16 protein-coding genes are annotated in these 23948 nt (G+C 64.8%); 12 read left to right on the top strand and 4 right to left on the bottom strand.

The window, feature by feature from the left end:
* The first annotated feature begins 210 nt into the window (after nt 1-210).
* The 12 genes from IM733_RS05530 (at nt 211) to IM733_RS05475 (ending at nt 18390) form a co-directional block, all read left to right on the top strand.
* Entirely contained in the window at nt 211-738 is a 528-nt protein-coding gene (locus IM733_RS05530) for a sigma-70 family RNA polymerase sigma factor (protein ID WP_248919907.1), read from the top strand.
* Between the two features lie 151 nt (nt 739-889).
* On the top strand, nt 890-2695 hold the full coding sequence (locus IM733_RS05525) for an ABC transporter ATP-binding protein (RefSeq protein ID WP_248919906.1): 1806 nt from the start codon (nt 890-892) through the stop codon (nt 2693-2695).
* Nucleotides 2689-4458, top strand: a complete 1770-nt coding sequence (locus IM733_RS05520; protein ID WP_248919905.1) for an ABC transporter ATP-binding protein — start codon at nt 2689-2691, stop codon at nt 4456-4458. Before IM733_RS05525 ends, IM733_RS05520 begins: the two co-directional genes overlap by 7 nt.
* A complete protein-coding gene (locus IM733_RS05515; RefSeq protein WP_283107518.1) occupies nt 4455-5402 on the top strand; it encodes an ABC transporter permease in 948 nt (315 codons plus the stop codon). The genes IM733_RS05520 and IM733_RS05515 overlap by 4 nt, the downstream gene beginning before the upstream one ends.
* The gene (locus IM733_RS05510) at nt 5399-6349 is read left to right on the top strand and encodes an iron chelate uptake ABC transporter family permease subunit (RefSeq protein WP_248919904.1); all 951 of its coding nucleotides are present in this window, start codon (nt 5399-5401) and stop codon (nt 6347-6349) included. The genes IM733_RS05515 and IM733_RS05510 overlap by 4 nt, the downstream gene beginning before the upstream one ends.
* Nucleotides 6346-7128: an iron ABC transporter ATP-binding protein gene (locus IM733_RS05505; RefSeq protein ID WP_248919903.1), complete on the top strand. Its 783-nt coding sequence runs from the start codon at nt 6346-6348 to the stop codon at nt 7126-7128. Before IM733_RS05510 ends, IM733_RS05505 begins: the two co-directional genes overlap by 4 nt.
* Nucleotides 7125-8111: a siderophore ABC transporter substrate-binding protein gene (locus tag IM733_RS05500; protein WP_248919902.1), complete on the top strand. Its 987-nt coding sequence runs from the start codon at nt 7125-7127 to the stop codon at nt 8109-8111. Before IM733_RS05505 ends, IM733_RS05500 begins: the two co-directional genes overlap by 4 nt.
* A gap of 201 nt (nt 8112-8312) precedes the next feature.
* Complete coding sequence (locus tag IM733_RS05495) at nt 8313-10523, top strand: TonB-dependent receptor (protein ID WP_248919901.1); 2211 nt, start codon at nt 8313-8315, stop codon at nt 10521-10523.
* 109 nt (nt 10524-10632) lie between these two features.
* Nucleotides 10633-11736, top strand: a complete 1104-nt coding sequence (locus IM733_RS05490) for an MBL fold metallo-hydrolase (protein WP_248919900.1) — start codon at nt 10633-10635, stop codon at nt 11734-11736.
* 64 nt (nt 11737-11800) lie between these two features.
* Nucleotides 11801-15721, top strand: a complete 3921-nt coding sequence (locus IM733_RS05485; RefSeq protein WP_248919899.1) for a patatin-like phospholipase family protein — start codon at nt 11801-11803, stop codon at nt 15719-15721.
* 237 nt (nt 15722-15958) lie between these two features.
* Nucleotides 15959-17851 carry a penicillin-binding protein 2 gene (mrdA, locus tag IM733_RS05480; RefSeq protein ID WP_248919898.1) on the top strand — a complete coding sequence of 631 codons (1893 nt, stop codon included), beginning with the start codon at nt 15959-15961 and terminating at the stop codon, nt 17849-17851.
* Between the two features lie 128 nt (nt 17852-17979).
* A complete protein-coding gene (locus tag IM733_RS05475; protein ID WP_248919897.1) occupies nt 17980-18390 on the top strand; it encodes a GNAT family N-acetyltransferase in 411 nt (136 codons plus the stop codon).
* Here IM733_RS05475 and IM733_RS05470 read toward each other — a convergent pair.
* The 4 genes from IM733_RS05470 to IM733_RS05455 form a co-directional block, all read right to left on the bottom strand.
* Entirely contained in the window at nt 18387-21260 is a 2874-nt protein-coding gene (locus tag IM733_RS05470) for an RHS repeat protein (protein WP_248919896.1), read from the bottom strand. The two genes, IM733_RS05475 and IM733_RS05470, sit on opposite strands and share 4 nt — an antisense overlap.
* Before the next feature lie 157 nt (nt 21261-21417).
* On the bottom strand, nt 21418-21690 hold the full coding sequence (locus IM733_RS05465) for a DUF3077 domain-containing protein (protein ID WP_011533689.1): 273 nt from the start codon (nt 21688-21690) through the stop codon (nt 21418-21420).
* A 12-nt stretch (nt 21691-21702) separates the two neighbouring features.
* A complete protein-coding gene (locus IM733_RS05460) occupies nt 21703-21966 on the bottom strand; it encodes a hypothetical protein (RefSeq protein WP_248919895.1) in 264 nt (87 codons plus the stop codon).
* A 706-nt stretch (nt 21967-22672) separates the two neighbouring features.
* On the bottom strand, nt 22673-23776 hold the full coding sequence (locus IM733_RS05455) for an IS110 family transposase (protein ID WP_248917269.1): 1104 nt from the start codon (nt 23774-23776) through the stop codon (nt 22673-22675).
* Nucleotides 23777-23948: the final 172 nt, after the last annotated feature.

Here is a 23948-nt window from a genome sequence, read left to right as displayed (position 1 = left end):
AATTGCTCCGCCTTGTCAAACAGTACAACCCGTATTCGGGCAGACAGACCGATCCTCGGTCCTGGAGTCGCGCCCGGCGATGCCGGGCGCTGGATCAACGGCTTCAGGCTGCGTTGCATGTGCCTGATCAACACCGTATGCTTTCGATGCTAATCGTAGTAATTATCATTAGTCAAAAATCTGTTTGCTCGTGCGGTATTGGAGAAGTTCGTGGACAAGGGATCGTTCGCACTCCGACAACAACTGGAACAGTTGTATGTCGACCATCATGGCTGGTTGTGCAACCTGCTGCGGCGCAAGCTGGGCAATGCCTGCGACGCCGCCGACCTGGCCCACGACATCTGCCTCATCCTGCTGAACAAGGGCTGCGTGCCCGCGGCGCAGGACTGCCGCCGCTACCTGGCGCAGATCGCCAATGGCAAGGTGATCGACCTGTACCGGCGGCGCCAGCTCGAGGCCCGCTACCTCGACGAACTCATGCAGCGTGACGAAGCGCTGGCCCCTTCCGAGGAAATCCGCGCCCTGGCCCTGGAGGCGCTGGTCGCGGTCGATGCCGCCTTGCAGCGCCAATCCGCCAACAGCCGCCAGGCGCTGCTGCTGCACAAGCTCAACGGCATGGCCCACCGCGATATCGCCGTCGAGCTGAAGGTATCGGTGTCGTCGGTCGAGAAGTACATCGCCTCGGCCCTGCGCAGTTGCTCACCGTTTTCTCCAGCACAGCTGCGTGAAACCCATTGAGGGTTTTCTGCGGCCGTTCGGGATACATATATGCACACGCTGTTCGCCGGCAAGCCGGTTCCTGCAGCGGGCAGCGCCGAACCTGTAGGAGCCGGCTCGCCGGCGAACCGCAGTCACAGCAAGAACCACGTTTGCTTCCATAGGAGATGGAATGAGCGCCAACGATGCGAGCAAGGAGCACACCGCCGCCAGCAACCCGGTGTCCGAGGTACTGCGGCCGATCCGCGGGCGGTTGATCGTCGCCGGCACCCTGGCGGCGGTCGGCACGATGCTCACCCTGGTACCCCTGGCCGGGGTCGCGCATATCGGCCAGCTCGCCTTGGGCCAGGGTGACAGCGTAGCGCCCTGGGCGCAGATCCAGGCCAGTGTCTGGCAAGTGCTGGGCCTGAGCCTCGGCGCCCTGTTCGCCGGCATGCTCCTGATCTCCCTGGGCGAAACCTTCGCCCACCTGGCTGACAACCAGATCACCCGCCAGCTGCGCCTGGCCATCACCCAGCGCCTTTCGAAGGTGCCGCTGGGCTGGTTCACCAGCCGCGCCTCAGGCGAGGTCAAGCAGGCGATGCAGGACGATGTGAACACCCTGCACAGCCTCACCGCGCACTACTACACCACCCTCGGCCGCACCTGGGGCGCGGTGGTGGCCACGGTGCTCTACCTGTTCGCCATGGACTGGCGCATGGCGATCGTCTCGCTACTGCCCTTCCCGCTGTTCTTCCTGTTCGTGTCCAGGGCCACCAAGGCCAGCGGCGCCAACATGCAAGCGTTCGGCGCGCACATGGGGCGCATCAACAACGCGGTAGTCGAATTCGTCAACGGTATCCCGGTGGTCAAGGCTTTCGGGATCGAGGGCAAGGCCCATGGCAGCTACCGCGAGGCGGTCGATGGTTTCGCCGCCGCCTTCACCGACTTCACCCGGCCCTTGGTCAGCGCCATGGCCAACGCCCACGCGCTGGTCACCCCGGTGGCGGTGCTGGGCGTGGTGCTGGCCTTCGGCACCCTATTCACCTACCTGGGCTGGATCCGCCCGGTGGACATCCTGCCCTTCGCCCTGGTGGCGCCAGGCATGTGCGCGCCGCTGCTGCTGATGAGCTACATCACCCACGACCTGCATGCCGCCACCAGTGCGGCGCAGCGGGTGGACGGCCTGCTGCGCACGCCGCTGCTGGATGCCCCGGCGCACAACGGCCGGACGCTGGCGAAAGACGCCGAGATTCGCTTCGAACACCTGAGCTACAGCTATGACGGCGACACCCCGGTACTCGACGACATCAGCCTCACCCTCGAACCCGGTACCGTAACGGCCATCGTCGGCGCGTCCGGCGCCGGCAAGTCGACCCTGGCGCGCCTGCTGCTGCGCTTCTTCGACCCCACCCATGGGCGCATCACCCTGGGCGGCGTCGACCTGCGCCATCTCGACACCGCCCAGCTGTACCGGCATATCGGTTTCGTCCTGCAGGAGGTGCGCCTGATCCATGCCAGCCTGCGCGACAACATCGCCCTGGGCCGGCCCTCGGCCAGCCAGGCAGAAATCGAGCAAGCGGCACGCACCGCCAATATCCACCAGCGCATCCTCGCCCTGCCCCGCGGCTACGACTCGGTGGTCGGCGAGGACGTGCAACTCTCCGGCGGCGAACTGCAACGGGTGAGCATCGCCCGGGCGGTGCTGCTCGACCCCGCAGTGCTGGTGCTGGACGAAGCCACCGCCGCGGCCGACGCCGAGAACGAGGTACAGATCCAACAGGCGCTGTCGCGCTTCGCCCGCCAGCGCACCCTACTGGTCATCGCCCACCGCCTGGACACGGTGATGCACGCCGACCAGATCATCGTGCTCGACAACGGCCGCATCCTCGAGCAGGGCGACCACGCGCAGTTGCTGGCGCGCAACGGCCACTACGCCCGGCTGTGGGCGCTGGGTGGCTACCCACAGACCACGCAACAGGAGCAGGCGCCATGCTGAAGACCCTGATCGAACTGCTCGGCGATGACGCCCCGGTGCTGCATCGCTATCTCGCCAAGGCGTTGGTCTACGGGCTGTTGTGCGGGCTGACCATCCTCAGCGTGCTGCCGGTGCTCGGCCACTTGCTGGCAGGCGACGTGCCGGGTGCCACGCGCTGGTTGGGCGTGCTGCTGGTCGCCTCGCTGGCGTGCTGGGCGCTGCGCCGTGTGGTCGAAAAGGCCGGCATCCGCGTCGGTGTCGCTGTGCTCCAGGGTGGCCGGCATCGCCTCGGCGACCACGTCGCGCAGCTGCCGGTCGGCTGGTTCGACGCCCACAACACCGCGCGCCTGAACCATGTCACCGCGCAGGGCATGATGACCGTGGCGCAGTTGCCGGCCCACGTCTTCACCCCGTTGATCACCGGGGTGATCACGCCGTTCGTGGTGGTGGTGGCGCTGTTCGTCCTGAACCTGCAGGTGGGCCTGATCGCCCTGCTTACCCTCCCCCTGCTGTTCGGCCTGTTCGCGCTCACCGCACGCCTCGGCCAACGCGCCGACGAAGGCTTCCACGCCGACACCGCGCGCACCAGCCAGCGCATGGTCGAGTTCGCCCAGGCCCAGTCGGTGCTGCGCGCCTTCAATGGCGCCGACGGCGGCACACGCTTGCTCGAACAGGCCATCGCCCGTCAGCAGCAGTCGGCCAAGCGCCTGATCCAGGTTTCGGCGATGTCGGTGGTGTTCAACACCTGGACGGTGCAGGCCGCCTTTGCCGCCCTGCTGGTCGGCTGCGTGGCGTGGCTGGGCGAGCTGTGGGGCGCCGGTTTGCCGGCCAGCGCCTTGATTCCGGTGGTCCTGGCACTGTTGCTGGTCAGCCGCTTCATCGACCCGCTGCTGGAAGTGGCCAGCTATAGCGAGGTGCTGCGCAGCGCGCGCAGCCAGCTGGGGGTGCTGCGCGAGCTGTTCGCGGTCAAGCCGTTGCCACAGGCGCAGCAGCCGATCGCGCCAGGCCATGCCGGGGTCGAGCTGGACGGGGTGAGCTTTCGCTACAGCGACGATCAGCCTGAGGTGCTGCGCCAGCTCAGCTTGACGATCGCGCCGGGCAGCATGACGGCGCTGGTCGGTGCCTCCGGCTCCGGCAAGACCACCCTGGTGCGGTTGATCGCACGCTTCTTCGATGTCACCCAGGGCAGCCTCAAGGTCGGCGGCGTGGATGTGCGGCAGATGTCCGCCGGGCAACTGGCGGCGCAGATCAGCCAGATCTTCCAGGACGCCTACCTGTTCCAGGGCAGCATCGCCGACAACATCCGCATCGGCAAAGCCGACGCCACCGACGCCGAGGTGCTGGAGGCCGCGCGCGCGGCGGGCGTTCTGGAGATCATCGAACGGCTGCCGCAAGGCCTGGAAACACCTGTCGGCGAAGGCGGTGCGCGGCTGTCCGGCGGCGAGCGCCAACGTATCTCCATCGCCCGGGCATTGATCAAGGATGCGCCAATCCTGCTGGTGGACGAAGCCACCGCGGCACTGGATGTGGAAAACCAGGCGGCGATCGCCGAGGCGCTGGCGCGCCTGCGCGGCACACGCACGCTGATCGTGATCGCCCATCAGTTGTCGACGGTGGCCATGGCCGATCACATCGTGGTGCTCGACAACGGCCGCATCGCCGAGCAAGGCACACCCGCGCAACTGCTCGAAACACCCGGCCTGTACGCGCACTTCCTGGCCCAGCGCCGCGCGGCCAAGGGCTGGCGCATCGCTGCGCAGCCGGTCCGCGAGGGCACTGCTTGAACCGCATTGCCTATCTTGTCCTGCTGTTCGTGGTGCTGTGCGGCCTGTCGCTGATGATCGGGGTCAAGCAGGTGGCCTGGGGCGACCTGCTGAACCTCTCCGAGGATGCCTGGCTGACCCTGACCGCCAGCCGTCTGCCGCGCCTGGCCGCGCTGGTGCTGACTGGCGTGGGGCTGGCGGTGTGCGGGGTGATCCTGCAGCAGATCGTGCGCAACCGCTTCGTCGAGCCGGGCACCTCCGGTGGCCTGGACGCGGCCAAGCTGGGCATCCTGGTGGCCCTGACCACCCTGCCAGGTGCCGGCACCTTCATCAAGATGAGCGTCGCCTTGGTGTTCTGCTTCGCCTGCAGCCTGCTGTACGTCGCGATCATCCGCCGCATCCGCTTCAAGAACACCGTGCTGGTGCCGGTGATCGGCCTGATGTACGGCAGCGTGCTCAGCGCCATCGCCGAGTTCTATGCGTTCCAGCACAACGTCCTGCAGAGCATGCAGGGTTGGCTGCTGGGGGATTTTTCCAAGATCGTCCAGGGCAACTACGAAATCATCTACCTGATCCTGCCCATCGTGGCGCTGGCCTACCTGTTCGCCCAGCGCTTCACCGTGCTGGGCATGGGTGAAGGCATGGCCAGCAGCCTGGGCCTGAACTACGCCGCCAACACCGCGCTGGGCCTGCTACTGGTGGCGCTGACGGTGTCCGCCACGGTGATCACCGTGGGCGCCATCCCCTTTGTCGGGCTGGTGATCCCCAACCTGGTGGCGATCTATTACGGCGAAAACCTGCAACGCACCCTGCCCATCGTCGCCCTGTGCGGCGCCTCGCTGCTGCTGGCCTGCGATATCGTCGGGCGCTTGCTGATCTACCCCTTCGAGGTGCCCATCGGCATGACCGCCGGCAGCGTGGGCGGCGTGTTGTTCCTGGTGCTGCTGATGAGGAGCAAGCCATGAGCGACACGCTGATCCGCCGCGGCCTGTGGCTGCTGGTGCTGGCGCTGGCACTGGGCTTCCTGCTGCTGGGTTCCGGTTTCGACTTTGCCTGGGTGATCCCCAGGCGCCTCACCCGCCTGGCGGCCATGGGCGTGGCCGGGGTCTGCGTGGCGTATGCCTCGGTGGTGTTCCAGACCCTCACCGGCAACCGCATCCTCACCCCCGCCGTGATGGGCTATGAAGCCATCTACCTGCTGTTCCAGGCGCTGCTGATCCTGTTCCTCGGTACCCAGAGCCTGCTGCTGGTGGGGCGCGGCGGCAACATGACACTGTCGATCCTGCTGATGCTGCTGTACTCCTGGCTGATCCACCGCTGGCTGTTCCGCGACGGGCGCAACAACGTCTACCTGCTGCTGTTGCTGGGGTTGGTGCTGAGCATGGTGATCACCACCTTCACCCAATTCATCCAGCTGAAGATCAGCCCCGGCGAGTTTTCCATCTTCCAGGGCTTCAACTACGCCTCGTTCAACAAAGCCCAACCGGCGCAGGTGCTGGCGGCGGCCGCGCTGGTGGCGGCCGTGGGCCTGGTTGCCTGGCGCAGCCTGCCGGTGCTCGATGTGCTGGCGCTGGGGCGTGACCAGGCGATCTCCCTCGGGGTCGACCATCAGCGCAGCGTGCGCCTGCAACTGGCGTTGATCGCACTCCTGGTGGCGCTGTCCACCAGCCTGGTCGGGCCGACCGCGTTCATGGGGGTTTTCGTCGCCAACATCACCTACACCCTGGCCCGCACCCACCGCCACCGGGTCACGCTGCCCATGGCAAGCGCCATCGCCATTGCCCTGTTCATCGTCGCCCAGTACCTGGTCGAGCAACTGTTCAACTACAACACCTCCGTCAGCATCCTGATCAACCTGGTCTGTGGCGTGTACTTCCTCGCGCTGATGGTTCGCACACGAGGCACCGCATGATCTCCCTCAGCCATGTACACAAGTCCTACGGCGACAAGCCGATACTGCGCGATGTCAGCGTGCGGTTTCCCCAGGGCAAGGTGACCTCGTTGATCGGCCCCAACGGCGCCGGCAAGACCACCCTGCTGATGCTGATCGCACGCTTGCAGACCGCCACCCGCGGTGAGCTGAGCATCGGCGGGCGCGATATCGCGTCGATCGCCATCCGCGACTACGCCAAGCGCGTGGCCACCCTGCGACAGGCCCCGGACTTCAACCTGCGCCTGACCGTCGAAGAGCTGGTGGCCTTCGGCCGCTTCCCCTACAGCCGCGGCAACCTCACCACGGAAGACCACCAGGCCATCGACGAGGCCATCGCCTTCCTGTCGCTGGAGGACCTGCGCCGCTCCTATATAGACGAGCTCAGTGGCGGCCAACGGCAGATGGCGTTCCTGGCCATGACCATCGCCCAGCAGACCGACTACCTGCTGCTCGACGAGCCGCTGAACAACCTCGACATGAAGCATGCCGTGCTGATCATGCGCGCCCTGCGCCGGCTGTGCGACGAGCAGGGGCGCACGGTGATCCTGGTGGTCCACGACATCAATTTCGCCGCCAACTACTCCGACCATATCGTCGCCATGAAACGCGGCGCCGTGCACTGCCAGGGCCCGGTGGCCGAAGTGGTCAACGAGCGGCGCCTGGGCGAGCTGTTCGACCTGGACTTCGAGATCCTGCGCAGCGAGCGGGGTTTCGTCTGCAACTACTTCAATCCATCGCCATCAAGGGAACTGACATGACCTCTGCCCGCGGAAAACGGATCACCGCCACCCTGCTCGCCTTCGCCATCGCCACGGCGCTGCAGGGTTGCGACAAACCCACGGCGCAAGCACCCGCGCAGGCGCAAGCCTCGGCGGTGCCCTACCAGCCCGTGAGCATCGAGCACCCGTTGGGCACCACGGTGATCGACAAGCTGCCCCAGCGCGTGGTGGCGTTCGACATGAGCGAGCTGGACAGCCTCGACCAGCTCGGTGCGCCGGTGGCGGGCATCGCCAAGGACTACGTGGCCAGCTTCCTGAGCAAGTACCGCGACGACCCGGCCGTGGCCGACGTCGGCACCACCATCCAGCCCAACCTCGAACGCCTGCACGCGCTCAAGCCCGACCTGATCCTGATCTCGCCATTGCAGGCGCAGAACTACGCCGAGCTGAGCCAGATCGCGCCGACCGTGTACGACGATGTCGACCTCAACAACACGCACGGCAACTTCATCGACGCGGCCAAGCAGCACCTCACCACCCTGGGGCGCATTTTCGGCAAGGAGGCGCTGGCCCAGCAGAAGGTGGCGCAGATGCAGGCCAAGGTCGAGCAGACCCGCAAGGTGACTGAAGGGCGGCCTGAGAAAGCCCTGATCGTGCTGCATAACAATGGCGCCTTCACCTCGTATGGCGTGAAGTCGCGCTACGGTTTCGTCTTCGACACCCTGGGGGTGAAACCAGCCAGCAGCGATATCGAGGCCGGTCTTCACGGCCAGCCGATCTCCAACGAATTCATCCAGCAGGCCGACCCCGACATCCTCTATGTCATCGACCGCACCGCGGTAATGGAACGTCGGCCTGCGCTCGACCTGAAGACCCTGGACAACCCCCTGCTGCGCAAGACCAAGGCCTGGAACAACGGCCGGGTGGTCTTCGTCGATGCGCAGACCTGGTACCTGTGCACCGCCAGCGTGACCTGCCTGGACCGCATGGCGGACGAAGTAATGCAAGGCTACCAAGGCTGAGGTAACCCTGTAGGAGCCGGCCTTGCCGGCGAGCCGGGCAACGCGATGCATGGCACCGGCCATGCGGGTGTTCGCCGGCAAGCCGGCTCCTACACGAAGCACGCGCAACAAATAACAATGATTATCATTGAGGTATTGGCGATCTGGTTCGGAAACCCTAGTGAATGCCTTCACTACCCTCCGAATCGAAAGGAAGCCAGCATGTCGGAACGTTGTACTTCACGACACCTCACCCCTGTCGCGCCACAGTTCTCCCTGAACCGCACCTGCGTCGCCGTGCACATGGCCCTGTTGCTGGGCCTGGGTGGCGCCCCGCTGGCAGTGACGGCGGCCGAGGCCGGCAAGCCGGCCAGCCTGGAGCTGGACGAAACCCGCATCGAAAGCAGCACCGACAGCCCCGACAACCTGCCACCGCCCTATGCTGGCGGCCAGGTCGCCACGGGCGGGCGTGTCGGCCTGCTGGGCAACAAGGATTTCATGGAGACCCCGTTCAGCACCGTCAGCTACACCGACACCTATATCCAGGACCGCCAGGCCAAGGACATCACCGACGTGATCGCTGCCACCGACCCGTCGGTGTTCAGCAACGGTCTGAAGGGCACCTTCAGCGAGAACTACTCGATCCGCGGCTTCCAGACCAGCGTCAGCGACATGACCGTCGACGGCCTGTTCGGCATGGCGCCCTACTACCGCGCCTCGCCCGAGATGTACGAACGCATCGAGGTGCTCAAGGGCCCGTCGGCGCTGCTCAATGGCATGCCGCCCGGCGGCTCGGTAGGCGGTATCGTCAACCTGATCCCCAAGCGCGCCGGCGATACACCCCTGACCCGCCTGACCGCCACCTACGAGTCCGACGCCCAGTTCGGCGGTCATGTCGACGTCGGCCGGCGCTTCGGCGAGGGCAACCAGTTCGGCGTGCGCTTCAACGGCGTGTACCGCGACGGCGACACCAGCACCGAAGACCAGTCCAAGCGCAACGTGCTGTCGTCCCTGGCCCTGGACTGGCGGGGCGAACGCGCCAAGCTGTCGGTCGACCTGTTCGACGCCGACGACCATATCCGCGGCCAGAACCGCGGCCTGGGCCTGGCACCCGGCGTGGCGGTGCCCAAGCCACCGAAGTCCGACACCCTGCTCAACCCCGACTGGGCCTATGTCGAGACCAAGGACAAGGGCGTGATCCTGCGTGGCGAGTACGAGCTGACCGACCAGTTACTGGCCTACGGCGCCATCGGCACCAGCAAGACCGACTACAAGTACAGCGGCGCCATGGTCGCCACGGTGATCAACAACGCCGGCGACCTCAGCACCTCCATGGGCCAGCTGAAGATGGAGATCGAGAAGACCTCCGCCGAGGTGGGCCTGCGCGGCCACTTCGACACCTTCGGCATCAACCACCAATGGTCGGTGAACGCCACCGAGTACAGCGACAAGCAGAAGGACTACGGCCGCCGTTCGGTACCGGGCGGCAACTGGGTGACCAACATCTACCACCCGGTATGGGGGCCGAAGGCGCCACAGGCCTTCCCGCAGATCACCCACACCGAGAACGACCTGAAGAGCTACGGCATCGCCGACACGATGTCGGTGTTCGACGGCCGCCTGCAACTGACCGCCGGTGTGCGCCGCCAGGAAGTGGTCACCGACACCTACAACGTCGCCACCGGCGCACGCAACAAGCCCGGCTACGACACCCACGCCACCACCCCGGCCGGCGCGATCCTGTTCAAGGTGACCGACGAGCTGTCGCTCTACGCCAACTACATCGAAGGCCTGAGCAAGGGCACCATCGCCCCGGTGACCGCCGCCAACGCCGGCCAGGTGTTCGCGCCGTTCAAGTCCAAGCAGAAGGAAGTCGGCCTGAAGCTGGACTTGGGTACCTTCAGCCACACCCTGGCGCTGTACGAGATCAAGCGCCCGAACAGCTACACCGACCCGGCCACCAATGTCTATTCGTTCGGCGGCGAGCAACGCAACCGCGGCGTCGAGTGGACCTTCTTCGGTGCCCCGCTGCCGGACGTGCGCCTGATGGGCGGCGTGGCCTATGTCGACCCCGAGGTGACCAAGACCGCGGGCGGTGTCAACGAAGGCAAGACCGCCACCGCCTTCCCCAAGCTGCAGGGCAAGCTGGGCATGGAGTGGGACACCCCGGCGGTGGAAGGGCTGACCTTGACGGGTAACGTGACGTCGCTGTCCAAGCAGTACATCAGCGCCGACAACAGCCTATCGATCCCCGGCTACACGATCTTCGACGTGGGCGCCCGCTATGCCATGCAGATCGCCAGCAAGCCGGTGACCTTCCGCGCCAACATCTCCAACCTGACCGACAAGGACTACTGGGGCGTGCCGCTGACCGCCAGCCTGGGGCTGGGGGCACCGCGCACCTATGAACTGTCCGCCACCGTGGACTTCTGAAGCTCTACCCCCACGGCGCGCCTGAGGCGCGCCGACTTTGTCACCCGCCATTTCGTACCCTACGCTTTCCTCAGAGCAGTACCGATCATCGCCTGACGAGGTGACGTCCATGCGTACAACCGTGTGGCTGGTCCTGTGGCTGGTCTTCAGCACCTGCGCACAGGGCGCCGAGGACGATTATCCGAAGTACTGGAATGCGCGCGGCCTGCCCGAGCCGAAGATCCAGTTCCTGGGTGTAGGCGGCTGGCTCATCCGCTGGCGGGGCGAAGGTGTGATGCTCGCGCCCTCTTTCAGCAACCCTTCGGGGCTGTCCAAGGGGCTCCCTCCCCTGCGGGTCGAAGCCGACAAGGCCCGCATCGACCAGTACATGCAACGGCTCAAGGCGCAGGACGTCACCCTGCTGCTGGTCGGCCACGGGCACTATGACCACTTGCTGGACGTGCCCTGGATCATGCGCAGGTACACGCCCAAAGCCATCGTCTATGGCTCGGACACCGTCGTGCATATGCTCCGCGCCATGAAAGACCCCACCCGGCAAGAGGACGCGCACTGGACATGGGTGGACCCGGAGCGAGTGAAGAGCGCCAGGGGCTACATGGCGACGGTCCCAGGGTGCGATGGCCAACGCGGGCCCGCCAGGCCCGGCTACTGGATCACCTCGCGAGGCGGGCATATCAGGGCCATGCCAATCCAGAGCATGCATGCGCCGCATGTGCTGGGGTACACCGTCGGTCACGGGAACTACACCCAGGACCTGAGCGAAGTCCCGACCACCGTGTCCGGATGGAAACAGGGCCAGTCCATGGCCTGGTTGATCGACCTGCTGGATGAAACAGGCAAACTCAAGCACCGGATCCACTTCCAGGACAGCGCCGCCTCCGCGCCCTGCGGCATCCTGCCTGTTCGGCCCGATGGCGAGGCAGTCGATGTCGAGCTGCTCAGCGTGGGTTCGTGGCGCAAGGCAGCGGGCTACCCTGATCGGCTGCTGAAGGCGTACACACCAAGAGTGGTGGTGCTAGGCCACTGGGAAAACTTCTTCGGGTACGAGCCGGACCATCCCCGCCCCCTGAGCACCAAGGCTGTCGAGCAGATGCAGCGGCACGTGCAACAGCTGGCGGCGAAACAGGTTCCTGCGGCTCAGGTATACCTGCCCAAGCCCTTTGCAGAGATCCCCCTGCCACCTGCCCAAGACCACGAGCGGAGCGCGCGATGACCCGGCGTACAGGTACCTGCTCACAGAATCTGGACGCCCGGATATACCTTCAAGGGAATGAGCCATGAACGAAGAATGCTCTACCAACAACGCTCCACAACCACAAACGCCCGCTGGCGCGCCTTCGAATCTATCGAGCGACCTCATCGCCAAACGACGAGAGCGCCTCTTCGAGGACGGGGCCGAGCTGGCCACAAGTGGGCAGCTCCCCAGGGACGGCAGCGACGTATGGGGCCTGGCGCTCTCCGGCGGTGGCATCCGCAGCGCGACGTTCAGCCTGGGCCTGTTGCGCGGGCTCGCCAGGCAGGGGCTGCTCAGCCGCTTCGACCTGTTGTCGACCGTTTCCGGCGGCAGCTATGTCGGCAGCATGCTTGGCCGGCTCTACGATCGAATCCGGCCAGACGGTGAAGCACCCTCTGCGACCGGCGTATCGAATGGCACGCCACCTCCGGCCGCCGCCGACCAGGTGCAGGCCGCCATGGCCGATGCCCAGGGCCGATGGTTCGGCTGGTGGCTGCGCGCCAACGGCCGCTACCTGGCCCCCGCTGGTTTTGCGGACCGGCTGTTCGCCATCACCCTCTACCTGCGTAACCTGTTGGCCTTGCACTTCGAGTTCGGCTTGCTGGCGGTGCTGGCAGGCAGCCTGCTGGCAGCCCTCGACCTGGGTGTGTGGCAAGGTCTGGCGGCCATGGGGTACCAGTGGGATACACCCTCGCTATTCAATGGGCTGATGGTCCTCAAGCCCTGGCTGCCGACGGCCTGGCTCCTGCTTGTGCTGGTGGTGCCGATCGCGCTGCATCTGGTGCTGACCTACTGGGATTCGCAATGGGTCGCCAAGCACTTTGCCTGGTACTGTTTCGCCAAGCTCGTGATGTCCTTTGTGTTGATCGCCGCGGCGGTGTTGGTGAGAGAAATGGCGCAGGCTTCCGCCGCCGACCAGGAATCGGCGGGCCTGGCCCGCCTCCTGCCCAGTATTGCGCTGCTGGTCGTCCTGCTTCTGGCCACATCCGCAACCCACGCCCGGGTCAGCTGGCTCCGCCTGCGGCCCGCGCAAGGCCAGCAGGCGGCTCGGGACACCGCCGAAAAAGATGCCCTGTCGGAAATGCGCAATCGCCTGACCCTGCAACTAAGGGCATGCCTTGCCATCGCCCTGCTGATCCTGGCGCTGGGCATCGCCGAGCGGCTGGCCTGGTTGGTGGCGTTCCAGACCCGGGTGTTCGAGACCCTCGACCTCGGCATCGCACTGGCGGTCATCTCGGGTGCGGCCCAGGCACTGATGCTCAGCTTGCGTGCAAGCAAAGGCCGCCAACAACGGCAGGCCACACCTCCCAGCCGTCTCATGCCGTTGCTGTTGCAACTGGCCGGCTACCTGCTTGCCGCCGCGCTCTTCGTCTGGTGGGTGTCCCTGGTCCTGAAAGTGGGTTTCACCCCCGTTTTTCCGGATTTCGTGAAGTCGGATGGCGCCCCGGCCGAGGTCATCCAGCCGCAGTTCGGCGCGGGATGGCTGACGCTGTTGTGCATCGTGGTCCCACCGGCACTGTATGTCGCGGCCACCGGATCGAACCTGGGCTTTCTCAACCTGTCGTCCCTGCATACGTTCTACAAGGCGCGGCTGGTGCGCAGCTACCTGGGGGCAACCAACCCGGCACGTTTCAGTGGCAGTGGCGCGGCCTCGGCCCTTGCCCGGATCGAACCGAACGAGCTCACCACCAACGAGGTCAGCAATGTCGGCAAGGTCGCGCCAGGCGACGATGTCTCCCTTGCAGCCTACCAGCCGCATCTGGCTGGTGGCCCCGTGCACATCATCAGCACGTGCGTGAATCAAACAGCCGACCCCAAGGGCAGGCTGTTCAATCGTGATCGCAAAGGGTTGATCCTCAGCGTGCGGGCTGGCGGCGCCTCGCGATTCAACCAGGAAGGCTGGCGTAGCGAGTTCCCCGGCATCGGTAAGCTCAGCCTGGGCGGCTGGATGGCGATTTCCGGCGCGGCGGCCGCGCCGGGGCTTGGCGCCCGCACGCAACGCGGGTTGGCGGCGCTATTGACCTTGGCCGGTGTGCGGTTGGGTTACTGGCTCTCCCGGGATGAACGGGGTGGGCCGACGGGCACCGCTCGCGCCTCGACCCGCCGTCGACTTGCAGGCATGGCCGCCAAATCGAAGGCGCTGCGCCATGAGCTGTCCGCAAGCTTCGGCGCAGGCCCGGAGCACGACTGGTTCGTCACCGACGGCGGGCACTTCGAGAATACCGGTGTGTATTCGCTGCTGCTGGAGCGGGCCAGCGTGATCGTGCTGGCCGACTGTGGCGCAGACCCCGGCTACTCGTTCGAGGATGTCGAGAACCTGGTGCGCAAGGCGCGCATCGACATGAACATCACCATCACCTTCCGCCAGCCACGCAACCCATGGCTGTCCTCGCCGGCCACCGCCGACGATCCGGCGTGTGAGTGGTGCGACAGCATCGGCTACTTCGGCACCCTGCAGGACCTGGCCAAGGACGACAACGAAAGCTGCCTGGCACTCGCCACCATCACCTATCCGGATGCGCCACAGGCGATTCTCATCGTGGTCAAGCCCAACATCTGCAGGTCGGTGTCGATGGACGTGGCGAACTACAAGCGCCAGTGCCCGCTGTTCCCCCAGGAGCCCACTGGCGATCAGTTCTTCAGCGAGAGCCAGTGGGAGTCCTATTTCGCGCTGGGCAGCGAGCTGGGCGGATACCTGAGCCGCCGCCTGATCGACCAGACAAGGGCGAACCTGGACGTGCTGTTCGACCTGGATGCCGACAACACCCCCTCCTTGCCGGCATCAGCAAGTGCCGCCGCATCCGCCAAACCGACCACTGACCGCGCCTCGAGAAGTGTCTGGGGGCGCCAGGTCGGCCCGGTCGGCGCGACCGTAGGCGCGGGCGTGGTGCTCTCGCTGGCCGTTGCCGCCTGGCAATCCATCGATGCGTATCGAACCGCCCAGAAGACCAGAATGGCGGACGAGCGCGCGGCGTTGGTGGAGATCTCGAAACTGTGGGAACAGTTGCCGCCGGCAACGTCCTCGAGTGATCTCGCGGGCGCCGCGAATCGGCTGGCGGTCGCCCTGCTGCGCGCGGGCGACACCTATTGCATGAAGGGTGACGCCGGCTGGCTCATGAAATCCGAGTTCGGCAGGCGCGTGATCGCCGATGGCGTGCTCGCCTGCGCGTCCCTGAAGGGCAGCATGGGGCCTGCCTGCCAGGCGATGGTCGAAGCCAGGTCCGGGCTGAAATCACTGGATGCGGGGTCGTGCCTGGTGAGGACCGCGCCGCCATCGCCGACCGTCTACTGGGGGTACGACTACAGCGAAGGCGGCAACTGGAAGACCTTGCACCCCTGCTCCACGCAACGAAGCGCGCTGGTCGAGCAGTACAGCGATTTCAAGGAGACCTACCAGATCGATGTCAGCGACACCCGCTCACCGGAAGAACTGGCGGGTGTCCGGGTGGGGTGCCACGCAATGGCCGCGATGGCTGTGCCCCCGACCGATGGCACCGAGATGGCCATGCCCGCACCGCCTCCAGCAGAGGCGTCCGCCGAGCCTGACGCCACTGCCACCAGCCCTGAGCGATCGTCTGCGGCTCAAATAGCCGCAAGTACGCTGTGCAAGGGCAACACGATCTACATGCAGATCTATGGCCCGGAGATGCGCAACCAGGTTCGGGTGTTCAGGAGCTGGTGGCACGACAAGTGGCAGGCCAGCGTGCCACCGATCGAAGATGTCGTCGCGACCGCGTTCCGTGCGGCACGTCCCGCGCCCAAGGAGGTGTCCAGGACAACGGTGCGCTATCACGACGCAACGGGATATGAGTGCGCCCGCAACATCGTCAGCACAGTGCAAGCCACCGTGCCAGGCGCTGACTGGACACTTGAGCCCCTCTCCCCCGCGCTCAATGGCGCCAGGGGCGTGATAGAAGTCTGGTTCAGCAGGACCGACAGCGTTCCTGGGCAATGGCGACCGTGATGCAGGGTGGCAAGGCACAGCGGCCACCGGTCACGTGAAGGAATCTTCATGTTCGGTGCAGGCGCCCTGTACGCGGGGCGCAGACGCCGCCCGGCACATCGGCAGGTACGGCGCCTGCCTTGAGCCGGCCGTTCACCTTGCGTAGCATCCCCCGCCCCTGTGCCGCACCGAGGACCCGCGTGTTTCTCGTTGCGGCGCCATCATTACCTGTGCCTTTGGCGATCCAAACCGAGCCCCATGCCGCAACCCATCCCCCTCAAGGACCACGAGAAGGAAAAGAGCCTGGTCAACCGCCGGCTGCTGGCCTGCGCCGTCCTGGTGATGAGCCTGGTGGCGGTGCTGGTGGGCCGGCTGTACGTGCTCCAGGTGCTGCAGCACGACCAGCAGTCGGCGGTGTCGGAAAACAACCGCGTGCATGTGCTGCCCATCCCGCCCGAGCGCGGCTTGATCTACGACCGCAACGGCGTGGTGCTGGCGACCAACAAGCCCAGTTTCGACCTGACCATGACCCGCGAACGCGCCGGCGACTCGACCAAGGTGCTGGACACCCTCACCCAGGTCCTCGGCTTGGGCGAGGACGACCGCCACCAGTTCGACAAGGACCTGCGCCGTGGCCGCAAGCCGTTCGAGCCGGTGACCCTGATGGTCGGCCTGAGCGAGGAACAGATCGCCCTGATCGCCGTCAACCAGTTCCGCCTGCCCGGCCTGGACGTGGCGCCGCAGTTCATCCGCGAGTACCCCCTGGCCGAGCACTTCGCCCATTCGGTGGGCTACGTCGGGCGGATCAACGAGAAAGAAGCCAAGACCCTCGACAGCACCGCTTACCGCGGTACCCAGTCGATCGGCAAGACCGGCGTCGAGCGCTTCTACGAGAACGAACTGCATGGCCAGGTGGGCTACGAGGAAGTCGAGACCAATGCCCAGGGCCGGGTGATGCGCGTGCTGCGCCACCACGACCCGGTGCCGGGCAAGGATATCGTGCTGAGCCTCGACGCCCACCTGCAGCAGGCCGCCGAAAAAGCCCTGGGTGACCGCCGTGGCGCGGTGGTGGTGCTGGACCCGGCCAACGGCGACGTGCTGGCCATGGTCAGCAACCCCAGCTTCGACCCCAACCTGTTCGTCAAGGGCATCAGCTACAAGCAGTACTCGGCTCTGCGCGACTCCATCGACCGGCCGCTGTTCAACCGCGTGCTGCGCGGCCTCTACGCTCCCGGTTCAACGGTCAAGCCGGAGGTGGCCATCGCCGGCCTGGACAGCGGCGTGATCACCCCGGGCAACCGGGTGTTCGACCCCGGCTACTACGAGCTGCCCAACTACGACCACAAGTACCGCAACTGGAACCGCACCGGCGATGGCTGGGTGGACATGTACACCGCGATCATGCGTTCCAACGACACCTACTTCTACGACCTGGCGCACAAGCTGGGCATCGACCGCCTGCACGACTACATGGCCGAGTTCGGCCTGGGCCAGAAGGTCTCGCTGGACATGTTCGAGGAAGCGCCCGGGCTGATGCCGTCACAAGCCTGGAAGCGCGCCACCCGGCGCCAGGCGTGGTTCCCCGGCGAGACGCTGATTCTCGGGATCGGCCAGGGCTACATGCAGGTCACGCCGTTGCAGCTGGCCCAGGCCACCAGCCTGCTGGCGAGCAAGGGCGCGTGGCACCGCCCGCACCTGGCAATGAGCGTTGGCGGCCAGGCGCCCATCGACCCCAACCCGATGCCGGACATCGTGCTGCATGACCGGCGTGCCTGGGACCAGGTCAGCCAAGGCATGCAGATGGTCATGCACGACCCGCGCGGCATCGCCCGCGCCGCCGCCGCCGGCGCCCAGTACCGCATCGCCGGCAAGAGCGGCACGGCGCAGGTAGTGGCGATCAAGCAGGGGGAACGCTACAACCGCGACAAGACCCTCGAACGTCACCGCGACAACGCCCTGTTCGTCGGCTTCGCGCCGGCCGAACACCCGGCCATGGTGGTGGCGGTGATGATCGAGAACGGTGAGGCCGGTGGCCGGGTGGCCGGGCCGGTGGTGCGCGAGGTGATGGATGCGTATCTGCTGGACGACCAGGGGCATCTGAAGGTCCAGTATGCGGGCACGACGGGGAAAGAACCTGCGCCGCACGGTTAATACCGTGCGGCTCCTACAGGGGGTGAGCTGTACCTCTCGCGCCGCCCATGTCGCGTAAACCCAATCCCGCCGCGTGCGAAGCCGCTTCCCCCTGTATCCGGCGTGCCACGCCAAAAGACCGAGCCGCCTTGCGCGAGCTGTTCCTGCGCAGTCGCCAGGTAACTTTTAGCTGGCAGCAAAGCGAGCAATTCCAGTTGATGGACTTCGATACCCAGACCGAAGGCGAGCAGATACTGCTGGCCGAAATCGACGGTCTTTGTGTCGGCTTTATCTCAGTCTGGGCCTCAGACCACTTCATCCATCACCTGTACATCGCCGACAGCCACGCCCGCCAGGGAATCGGCCGCGCCCTGCTGGCCGCCCTGCCCGGCTGGCCCGGCACTTGCTACCGGCTCAAGTGCCTGATGTGCAATGTCGCCGCGCTGGCGTTCTATGATGCGTGTGGTTTCGCCGGGGTGGGTACCGGAACCTGCAGTGAGGGCAACTACCTGTTGCTGCAGTCACCCTGCCGAGCGACAGACCCTGCACAAGGTCGTTAAGCTTTTCTATTGTGCGGTTTGATGTTTTTCATAGGAATCAAACTTAGAAACGACACTTCCCGGTCATCGTCAGGACCATGACCCAATGCAACTATCGTTGCTTTATCTGGCTCAATCGCATCCATAAAAATAGTCGGTTTCATAACACCTGCCGCCCCGCCCAGGTGGGGAGCAAGTTTTTTCTTGACCACCACAAACTCGTACAATTCCATGGAAATCTCGTACACTGGACTACCGCCGCTCTGCCCTCCACCATTGGTATTTACTGCAGCCGAAACCCATGTCGTCGTTGACCTATCCTTTGTAACTTTTATATACCTTGAAAGGTCCTGCAGACTGGGTGAGGCGCCCATTCTTTTAATTTCCTCCGATAGGTTCTTTGGAAGGCCACTGATATCCTTCCCCCCTAAAAATACGTTTACAAGCTTTCTTGAGGCTGATGTATCAAGAGGTTGCCAAGCCCTGAAGCCTTCCGGGGAATTCTTTTTCAGCGTTTCAAAATCACGCCCATCAACTCTATAGAATGTGTAGGACTTTTTGACCGCTTCCGCTCCAGCATTAGCCTGTACCGCTGCCGTCGCCGGCCTTTTTTCAGAGGTCGATTGGGGGGGCTCCTGTTTCTCTACTCCGGGCGCCTTCACCCCACTTGGCCTTACTGTATGAATCTCTCTTTTATTTATCACAGCAGCACCGGGCTCCGGACGACTTACACTGGGTCGGGGCGCCGCGACTCGAGGCGGTTGCGTTCCGGCCCCTTGTCTATTCGCGTCGATCTCTTGCTGGTGTTTTTGCCTCAGTTCAGCAACTGTCACAAGTCCGTTTTCATCCCTGAAAGAAACCGGACTGTTACGCACCATCCTGAACAGATTGAGCCCATCTACCGTTTCCATTGGGTCCGTGCTCAGCCAGCGCCCCACCCACGGCTGATAGTAGCGATAGCCGTAGTAATACAACCCCGTGGCATCGCGCTCCTTGCCCGAGTAACGCAGCACCTTGTAACGACCTTCGGCCTCGCTGCGCGCACTGAACACCGCCGTGCCACCAAACGGGAAATACTCTTCCTGGCTGATGACCTCGCCTTGGCCATCGAGCTCCAGCGCACTGCTGCCGAGCAAGTCGTCAACGCTGAAGCGCAACTGGTTGTTGCTGATCTCTGGCGGTTTACCGGTCACCCAGTGCAAGACGCGAACCTGCGCCCGCCCCGCCTGCCCCACGCAAATCACCTGCAAGTCCTCCGGCGCGCTCCCCGTCGTTGCCGTGCGGCGCAGTTCCAACCCTGGCAGGTATACCACCCGCTGCGTTCGCTCACCGCCTGAGGTCTTCTGCGCGCTGACCTTGAGCAAGCGTTGGCTGTCACCCGCATAACGGTAACCCTCGTGATCGCCTGGTTCGCCTTCGCGGCTCACCGGTTTCACCTGCAGCAGTTCCGCACGCGGGCTCCAGGCCAGGTGCTGGCCCGGGAACAGCTGTTTCTGCTGGCCGCCCGCCGTGAACAGTGCTTCCACGTCCACCGCGCCGCTCGCCAGCTCGCTGGTCACCGCTCGGTTGCTACGGTCGCTGACGGTGATGTCGGTCGTGTGGCTGTTGCCGCTGGCATCGGCTTGATGCTCGATCCGCGTCAGGTTGCCGGCCGTATCGTAGGTGTAGAGCCGGGTGTAGTTGGTGTACGTCGCGTAATCGAATGCCTGAAAGGGCAACCGGGCCGAGCCCAGCTTGCCGCCGCCGGCCATCTCGCGCCCCTTGGCACTGACCAGCTGGTACAGACTGTCGTAGTCATAGGTGTTGCGCGGCTCGACCTTCTGGTTGCGCCAGTACGTGATCGCCAGCGCCTCGTCCACTCGGCCCAGCACATTGCCCACTGGGTCGTAGGTGTAATGCAGCTCCTGCAGCACCTTGGCTCCCGGGCCCTCGGTCCTGATACCAGCCAGGCGCTGCGTGCGGGGTTCGCGGGTGTAGTGGGTCACCACCCCGTTGCCATGCACCTCCTCCCGCTTTTCGCCGGTGGCGGTATAGCTCAACGACGTGACGATCACCTGCTCCGCCGTGCCCTTCACCGCGAGCCAACTGCCTCGCAGCTGCCCGGCCACGTCATAGACCACACGCTGCCCATGGCCGGCGGCATCAATGCTGGTCAGCCGCGTGCCGGTGGCGTCCAGGGTGCCCACGGTGCGGTGGCCTTCGCCCTCCGGCACCAACTGCGTCTCCCACACCAATGCGTCCTCGCCTTGCCAGTCGCTCATCACCGCAACATCGTCGGCCACCTTGAGTAGCCGTCGCATGCTGGCTAATGCCGGGCCGGTCAGGGCCAGGCTGTCGGTGCGCAGCAGCCCCGCCGTGTCGTAGTGGTGGCTGCAGCGGCCGGCCAGGTTGCGCTGCCTGGCCGTCTGGTCGGCGCCGGCATAGACGAAGCGCTCGGCTTGGCGAACAGGCTCGCCGCTGGCCTGTTCCGTGATGGCCAGCAGGCGCCCGGGCAAGGTCGGCGGCTCGTGGCGCCAGGTACGGGTGACCGCCTGGCTGTAGTCATCGCCGTCCAGGCCCGGGGCGATCTGGCTGACAGTCAGTAACAGGCGGCCTGCGATGTCGTTGAGGTCGAGCGAGATGCCGGGGTCGACACCTTGGGTGCGGACCACCGTGCCGGCGAGGTCGTTCAGCCAGGTGAAGTTCGTAAGATCGGCAGCGAACAATCGGGGATCCTGACTTCGGTTCAGGAAACCGCGCGGGTCGTAGTGGTGGCGGGTGATGCGCGTGTCGGTAACGGTCGGGGTGCCGGGATGCCGGTGAAAGGCAACCTCGCGAACCACCTGACTGCGGTTGCTGAAGACCGTCACCGTGGGTGTGTTCGCGTGTAGATCCATTGCCATGGCCTGCATGGGCGTCCTCCCAGATGCGCTTGGGAGGACGGTAGACGACTTGGGGAGAGCGCGAAACTGGCAGAAATGCCAGGGCCGCTGTGCGGCCCATCGCCGGCAAGCCGGCGCCTACGAAGCGGTTTAGCCAGTGGGGCGGGGTCAACCGCCCCACTGGGCGTCAGTGCGCCATGCCCAGTTCCGCATCATCCATCAGCGCTTTGGCCAGGGCACTGAGGTAGTGCGCGGCCCAGACCATCCGCGGGTCTTCGTCCATCACCCCGACCAGGGTCAGGTGGCGCACGTAGTCCATCAGTTCGGACGCCTGCTCGCGGGCATGCTGGCAGGGAATGCCGGGCTCGATGCAGAACAGCGGTTGGGCGTTCTTGCCCTCGCCCTGGTAGAAGCGGGTCTTGCCGGGGGTGACGGGGGTATTGCCATTATCTGTGGTCATGCTCGATCTCCCTCAGTGCAGCGTGGGTGGTTCGGCCTGCGCATGGGCCGAATGCTGCACCTGGGCCAGGGCGGACTCCAGCAACGTGCGCACCGCCTCCATTTCGTGGGCAGCGGCCAGCATCAGAATCGCACCGGGCGACCTGGGTTTCAGCTGCACGGCCTGGTTGGCGACCGTGAGTGCGCAAAAGGCGTACTCGAGGGCGCGCACCAGGGTGTCTTCGAGGAAGTGGGCGTGGTCTTGGGGGGAAGGTGGATCGGGGACAATCTTCAGCATGCTCGTACTCCAACAATGGTTGAGGATTGAGCTGTCAGCTGAGCTGCTGTCAAACAGTCGGGTGGCAGCTGTACGCGGGTTGACAGACCGAGATTGTTGGCACTCGGCGCACACAAGGTGCCCGCACGTACAGCCGCCATTGAGCGAATGCACACGTGGACAACAATCGACGGTCTGTCAAAACCGGCCGCTGAATTGGCAGCGGCTGGCCGAGACTAGTGACCGGGTTGGCCTGGGGCAAGGGCTGGAGGGCGGCAAAAGCATGCTTCGGAAATAGACTACATGGAATAGGGAAATTCCGACTCGTTGGCGCGATATCGGCGTTCAGAGCCAGGAAACTACGAAAGGCTTGTTACAGATATCGCGTGATGGCGGCCAGGTGCAAGCCGGTCGTCTTGCAGCGTTCTGAAGATCGAGCGCCGCCCGCGCGGCGCATCGCGGATGAATCCGCTCCTATGTATGGACTCGCCTACATTGTCTACCTGCTTTTCGAACAAGGTTACCCGGTTGCATCTATGTATCAGGCCTATTCGAGGAAGCTTGGTGCTTCTGGCCAACATCGGGGTGAGCTCGCAGCATGCCCATTACATTTAGGCCTCTTGGGCCGGTAGGAGCGTAGGCATTAATCCGCGACGGTCTTACCTAGGGTCGATGTTCACTAGCAGGGGCTGGGGCGCTCGGCACCCCGGTGGCGTAACACCGTAAGTCAGTGGCTCATGGCGGGCTCCTGACGATCGTTCGGTTGGCGTTGGTAGACCTGCTCACCTTGTAGCAGCACCCAGATGATGCGCAGATTTCGATTAGCCAGTCTGATCGCCGCCTCCTTGCGACCAAGTCGAGTTAACCATCGCAAGAGGCGGCGATCGTCTGGCTGATCGGAATCAGGCTTCAAATGGCTAAGAACCGCGTGCGCACCCTGGATCATCATGCTGCGCAGGTAGCCGTCACCTCGCTTGCTCATCTTGCCTAGCCTGACCTTCTTTCCACTGCTGTGCTGGTCGGGCACCAGGCCAAAGTAAGCGGCAAACTGTCGAGCATTGGGGAAACGCGAGGGTTCAGGCTGCTTGGCCAGCATCGCTGTGGCGATGATCGGGCCGACACCGCGTATCGTCATCAGGCGGCATGCGACCTTGTCGGCCTGCGCCGCTGTTTCGAGCCGTCCTGTCAGGATGGCGATACGCTCACTCAGATAGCGCCATTCGGCGAGCAGTTCATCGAGCAATTCACGCAGCAGATCTGGCAATGGTTGAGTCGTATCTTCAAGAATGCGCGGTACACCGTGGCTGACGGCTAAATCGCCTTGCGCCAGGGCGACGCCCTGTTCCAGTAACAGGCCGCGGATCTGGTTGCCTAGCGCGGTGTGGCGCCTGACATAGCCTCTGCGGGCGCGGTGTAAGGCTTGAATCGCCAAAGCGGCAGTGCTCTTGATCGGCACCGCAGCAATGCTGGTATCCCGGCCTGCGCGCAAGATGGCATGGGCGTCGTTACGATCGTTCTTGGCACCACTGCGGTGCTCCGCCACTCGCTGCGCGGGCAGGATGCGGACTGGCGTTCCCTGCGCCTGTAGCAAACGCCCCCATGCTTGAGCGCCGGGGCCACTTTCCATCAGGACCGTCACGGTGGGTGGCAGCCTGGTCAGGAACGCATGAAAGGCTTCACGGGATTTGATTCGATCTTCGTAGATGACGCGCCCGGAACCGTCATCTCCGGCCACCTGAAAGACTTGCTTGGCCAGGTCGACTGACAGATGTTGGCAAAGCGTTACATCGTTGGAAGACAGGGAATTGCGCTTCGTCCTATGCTTGCTCATGGTCTCGCCCTCGCTGCCGTTGGCTTTTTAGAACGCCACCGTGGCACTGTGATGCCTCGGCGGGGGCGAGTCCATCCGATTACATTCGTTGCAACGTGCCTATGCCTGATAGGCCATGGTTGTCCGCCTTGGTGGCACGACGCGGTTTATTGGTTGGCGCTGTCGCCGCCCC

Origin of the sequence: Pseudomonas entomophila, assembly GCF_023277925.1 — a bacterium.
Lineage (GTDB): Bacteria > Pseudomonadota > Gammaproteobacteria > Pseudomonadales > Pseudomonadaceae > Aquipseudomonas > Aquipseudomonas entomophila_D.
Note: the sequence above shows the minus strand (reverse complement) of the source record. Positions and strands in the feature narration are given on the sequence as shown.